The organism is Pseudogulbenkiania subflava DSM 22618 (genome assembly GCF_900177275.1).
GTDB classification, from domain to species: Bacteria; Pseudomonadota; Gammaproteobacteria; order Burkholderiales; family Chromobacteriaceae; genus Pseudogulbenkiania; species Pseudogulbenkiania subflava.
The window spans coordinates 1-5,465 of sequence record NZ_FXAG01000042.1 but is presented as its reverse complement, the minus strand read 5'-3'; the positions used below and the strand labels follow the sequence as shown (position 1 = coordinate 5,465).

5 protein-coding genes and 1 pseudogene are annotated in these 5,465 nt (G+C 56.8%); all 6 read left to right on the top strand.

What is annotated here, in order from left to right:
- The first annotated feature begins 110 nt into the window (after positions 1-110).
- Complete coding sequence (locus B9N72_RS20450) at positions 111-407, top strand: putative quinol monooxygenase (RefSeq protein ID WP_085277998.1); 297 nt, start codon at positions 111-113, stop codon at positions 405-407.
- Between the two features lie 352 nt (positions 408-759).
- Positions 760-2,154, top strand: coding sequence for a glucose/sorbosone family PQQ-dependent dehydrogenase (locus tag B9N72_RS20445; protein WP_200811099.1), 1,395 nt, complete (start codon positions 760-762; stop codon positions 2,152-2,154).
- Complete coding sequence (gene pqqA / locus B9N72_RS21845) at positions 2,045-2,296, top strand: pyrroloquinoline quinone precursor peptide PqqA (RefSeq protein WP_085277996.1); 252 nt, start codon at positions 2,045-2,047, stop codon at positions 2,294-2,296. Before B9N72_RS20445 ends, pqqA begins: the two co-directional genes overlap by 110 nt.
- Positions 2,297-2,956: 660 nt before the next feature.
- Entirely contained in the window at positions 2,957-4,291 is a 1,335-nt protein-coding gene (locus B9N72_RS20430) for a carbohydrate porin (protein WP_085277994.1), read from the top strand.
- A 148-nt stretch (positions 4,292-4,439) separates the two neighbouring features.
- Positions 4,440-4,526: pseudogene (locus B9N72_RS21840) on the top strand (IS5/IS1182 family transposase); the annotation flags it as partial.
- A gap of 60 nt (positions 4,527-4,586) precedes the next feature.
- Positions 4,587-5,465: LysR family transcriptional regulator (locus B9N72_RS20425; protein ID WP_085277993.1), on the top strand; the 879-nt coding region annotated here is incomplete at its 3' end.

Here is a 5,465-nt window from a genome sequence, read left to right as displayed (position 1 = left end):
ACGGCGGGCATCCAGTTCTCTTACGACAGAACGTAGCAGCCACCAGCCTTGTTAGAGGGGGCGGAGTATCGCCCCCTCGCAATCCACCTCATCGGGAAACAAGGAATGCCATGAGCGATTTTTACGTGCTCGCCGTTTTGTACGCAAAGCCGGGGCGAGAAGACGAATTGCGGGAAAACCTGGCTGCACTGGTGGAGCCGTCACGCAAGGATGAAGGTAACTTGCGATACGAGCTATTTGTTCAACAGGATGACCTACGACGATTTGTCTTTGTGGAGCACTGGGCGAGCCCGGAAGCACAGCATAAGCATCACACGCAAGGCGAGCATATCCTCCATTTCCACGCAGGAGGCATAGATGCAGTGGAAAAGGCGGAGTTGTTTTACAAATTGGACCTTATCGCCTGATGAGATTGCCGAGGACTCGCCTCTAGTCACCTGCCAATTCAGATCAGTTTTGATGAGTCGACAGCGGCCCGAAAGGGCGGACGCACCTTGCATCGAGAATATATAAAAACACATCCCGATAGCTGACTATTTAAGATCATATTTAATATTTAAGGTCTGCCAAGGGTTGAGTTGATTGACTTGCCAATTATCATCTTCTATAGAAATACCGTAGGTCGCTTCCTGTTTTTAGAAACATCTTTTCCATTACCGATATCCCGACGGGGTTATCATAAACAAACAAATATGGAGGTGGAATATGAGATTCGGGGCTGCTTCTGCATTAGCCGTACCACTTATGTTGATTGGAGCCTTGGCCAAGGCAGATCTACCTCCAGCGCCGGGAACCCCTGTGCCGGCGTTGCCACCACATTTCGAGAAAGCGGTTGTAGCAACCGGCTTGGCGAATCCCCACAATATGATGCTCGGTCCGGATGGACATATCTGGCTGACTGAACAGATTGCCAAGCGGATCACCCGCGTCGACCCCCGTAACGGCAAGATTACGGTAGCAGTGGAAATCGCTGATGCCGTTTACTCACCAGACCAACAGGATGGTGTTTTAGGGCTTGCGCTCCATCCGGACTTGCTCAAGGGCAAGGGCCGCGACTATGTCTACGTCTCACTCACTTATGCCAGCGGCCAAGGAGGGGAATTCCCGAACCGCACAGCCATCCGTCGCTACACCTACAATGCCAAGACTCAGAAATTGGTATCACCGGTAGACATCCTCAAGGGACTTCCATCCGCACACGATCACCAATCCGCGCGGCTGCTCTTCGGCCCGGACCAAAAACTCTACTACTCGATTGGCGACCAGGGGCGAAACCAGCTTTCCTATCTCTGCCAGCCTAACCAGGCGCAACTACTGCCCACCGAGGCCGAAGTTAAAGCCGGGAACCGGGAGCACTACATGGGTAAAATTCTACGAATGAACCTCGATGGCTCGATTCCGGCGGACAACCCGACGATTCATGGCGTGAAAAGTCACGTCTATGCCTGGGGTATTCGAAATACGCAGGGCATGGTGTTCAGTCCGACGGGCAAGCTCTTCGCCACGGATCAGGGCCCCAACACTGACGACGAGTTGAACCTGATTCTCCCGGGCCGCAATTACGGTTGGCCCAACGTCGCCGGCCGTAAGGACGATGCCGGGTATGCGTACGCCAATTATTCGGCCGCAAAGGGTGGTTGCAAGGGCGACATGGATAACGCGCAGAACGGCTTGAAGCCGCCGGAAGCTGTGCCGGTGACGCGGGAATCTCAGTGGTCTGATCCTGATTTCGTCGAGCCATTGAAAACGTTCTTCAGCGTTGACAACAACTTCAACTTCAACAACCCGGTCTGCGCAGACAAGAATCTCTATTACATTTGCTGGCCGACCATCGCGCCGTCTTCCATCGCGTACTACCGTGGCGGAAAGCAGGGTGTTCCAGGTTGGGAACATTCACTCTTGATCACCAGCCTCAAGCGCGGCGTTCTCTATCGCGTACAGCTTGACCCGACCGGCACTCTGCCACTTGGTAACGCAGAGCCGCTGTTCCGCTCAGCGAACCGCTATCGCGAAGTGGTGGTCAGTCCGGATGGCCGCACGATCTATGTGGCAACCGACACAAGCCACCTCGGTACGACAGATACCGGAAACGCCGCGTTCAAGCTGGACAACCCCGGTTCGATTATCGCGTTCAAGTACTCGCGGGCGAAGTAAGCCCCAACGAGTTTCAATCAGGCGGTGCCATCCGGCATCGCCACAACCTGGAGAAAGCATCATGCGTATCTGGACCAAGCCGCAAATTATCGAAGTCTGTCTCGGTTGCGAAATCAATTGCTACATGAGTGCTGAGCGCTGACCCGAGGGTTTTGCGGGTGTTGAATGGCAATGAGGCCTTCAATGTGCTGGATCGGGGCAGCGTTAAGCGCCGTGCCCCGGTCTAGCCGGTTGTCGATGCTGAAGGCTGCGACTCGGACGTGAGCATCGCGACGTCTGCCATTCCGGGCAAGATCGCACTGTAGCTTGAAGATTCAGAAGCGGGCGGCTTCGGAGGGGAGTCGAAAGGCGTGATCGGTTTTGTGCAAGGTGTCACCGAGACGCTTTCCGGTTTGAGGGGCGGTGTCGCCAGGAAGCGCGACGCGCTGGGTGCAGTTTGCCGGCCTGGCGCTGACGCTCAACTTTGTCGTTACTCGCCAGAATACAGAGCAACTCGGCGCCATGTTGCGCTATGCCGATGAGCAGGGCGTCGCTCGTGCGGAGCTAGCCCCCAGCCTTTCCCACCCATCGCGGCACCGGCTGGATGCCCGAACCCTGCAGCAGTTGCGGTGAGCGGTAGCGAGACCGGGGCGGATGCCGCTACCAGGCCCTGGCGTTGGCTGGTGGCGCGGGTACTCTCGACCCAATCGGCAATTCCCCCCAAAACATGAGCAGGTTGTCATGCTGGCACAGCGCGAATCGCAATCAGGCGATGGGCAGCTGCAGTTGCGCAGTCTTTCCATTACGAAAACAGGGAGTTGACATGCCGATGCGTAACAAATGTATCCGTTCTCCACACCCGCTGGCCTGGCTCAACGTAGTTGCCGCGGCTACGTTTGCCTTCGGCGCCGCCAGCGCCCATGCCTACGACATCGCAACCAGCCCCTACCTACTGGGCGACTGGGGTGGTTTGCGCTCGAGCCTGGCCGAGCAGGGCGTGGCGTTCAATATCGGCTATGGCAGCGAGCTGGCACACAACTTTAGCGGCGGCACCGACCACCTGACGCGCTATACAGATCAGTGGGTGTTCGGCACCACGCTGGATCTGAACAAGCTATGGGACTGGCAGGGCGGTACATTCCAGTTCACCATGACCGACCGTAACGGACGGAATCTCGGGGCGGACGCCAATATCGGCAACAACATGTTGATACAGGAAGTCTATGGACGCGGACAGACCTGGCACCTGACGCAATTGTGGCTTAACCAAAAGCTGTTCGACGACCGCATGGAGGTCAAGCTTGGTCGCCTGACCGTCGGCGAAGACTTCTTCAGCTTCTCCTGCGATTTCCAGAATCTTACGTTCTGCGGCTCACAGCCAGGCAACCTAGTGGGCAACTACTGGGTCAACTGGCCAACCAGTCAGTGGGCGACACGAATCAAATTCCACACCTCGCAAGACACCTACGTGCAGACTGGCGTGTATCAGGTCAACCCAAAGTACGTGGATGACAGTTATGCGCGCCACAACGGCTGGAAGCCGAACAACCCGAGCGGCACCACCGGCGCGCTGATTCCGCTGGAAGTGGGTTGGCAACCAACCTGGCAGGGTCGCCCCGGTTCCTACAAGCTGGGGGGCTGGTACAACACATCAAACGGCAATGACCTGTTCTTCGACGTGAATCACAACCCGCGCGGCGAGACAGGCCTCGACCCCCTCGAGCGCTCCAGCCAGTTCGGCATCTATCTGAGCCTCCAGCAGCAGGTGACCGGTACAGCCGGCGGCCGCGGCGCGACGGTGTTCATGAACTTCTCACACGCTGACCGTAATACGGCGCAGTTGGATCATCAGATCACGATGGGGGTGCAGTATAAGGGACCGTTTGAGAGCCGCGGACAGGACTCGATCGGTTTTGCTGTGGGCGCCACCCACAACAATGAGCGCTTCGCGGATTTCGTGCGCCAGAACAATGCCCGCACAGGTCAGAATGCCGTCGTGGGCAGCGGATATGAGTATGTGAGCGAGCTATATTACTCGTGGTCTCCGGTGCCCTCAGTATTCCTGCGCCCCAATTTGCAGTACATCCTGCACCCAGGCGGTACATCTCAAAACAGTAATGCCTTTGTGATCGGCTTGAAAACCGGCGTCACGTTCTAGCGTTGCTGTTCAAGACTCACGCGAGACAAAATACTCGGGGTGATTCGAGATGCGCCGAGATCTTCGTCGCTCGCAACAGCATCTTTATCTCCGCGCCTTATAGCAAAATTTCTGTTCTTCTCTGTGTTGAATGTGAGAAGCTCAAAAAGTGAGGAAAAGCTACCGAAGCGATATCAGCCGCCAACAATTTGAAGCCATCAGGCCACTACTGGAAAGCGCACACAAGAATGGGTCTCGTGCTCAAAAGACTTTGAACCGGCTCGAAGACGAACAGCAAGTCTACTAATATTGAACAATGCGCTACCGACTGAACGATATTGAAGCCTTCCTGTTGGTGATGGAGACCGGGAGCTTTACGGCAGCCGCCTTACGCCTCGATCTCTCCAAGTCAGCCATCAGCAAACGGATTAATGACTTGGAACAGGCACTGGGCGCCCAACTGCTACACCGATCCACTCGGGGGGTGGTCGCCACCGACCGCAGACAACTCTTCTATCAGAAGGCACGTGAGCTGGTACTGCAGCTCGACGACGCGGCCACGTCGACGATTGAGGAGGAGGGGAGTCTGTGTGGCCAGGTGCGCATCGCAGCACCAATGACCTTCGGCCGGAAATACCTGGGGCCGATGCTGTTGGAGCTAATGCAGCAGCACCCCAACCTGGACTTGATCATCGATCTCGATGACCGCATGGTGGATGTGGATGGCGGTGGCTACGACTTGGCAATCCGGATTACCCAGCCACTCAAGGACATGTCACTGATCGCACGTAAGCTGGCCATCAGTCGCCGCGTCGTCTGCTGTAGCCCGAACTATGCGGAGCACCATGGCTTGCCCAAATCACTCGACGAACTGGCAGCCCATCGCTGCATCGGCTACGCCTACGTCCATTCCGGGCAGCTGTGGCAATTCGAGCCGGTCGGGCAGAATAACCGGGTACGAACGGCAGTAGTGAAATCAACGCTGGTATTCAACAACGGCGAAGTGATGTGCGATGCCGCCATCGCCGGCCTTGGCATCTGCTTGCTGCCGCGGTTCATCGCTGCCGAGGCGCTGCGCGATGGGCGCCTAATCGAGGCCCTACCCGACACCCCCATCCCTGACACCGTCTACGCGCTATACCCCAGCCGCCGATTTCAGAGCCGCAAGGTCCGCACCGTGCTTGACTACTTGCGC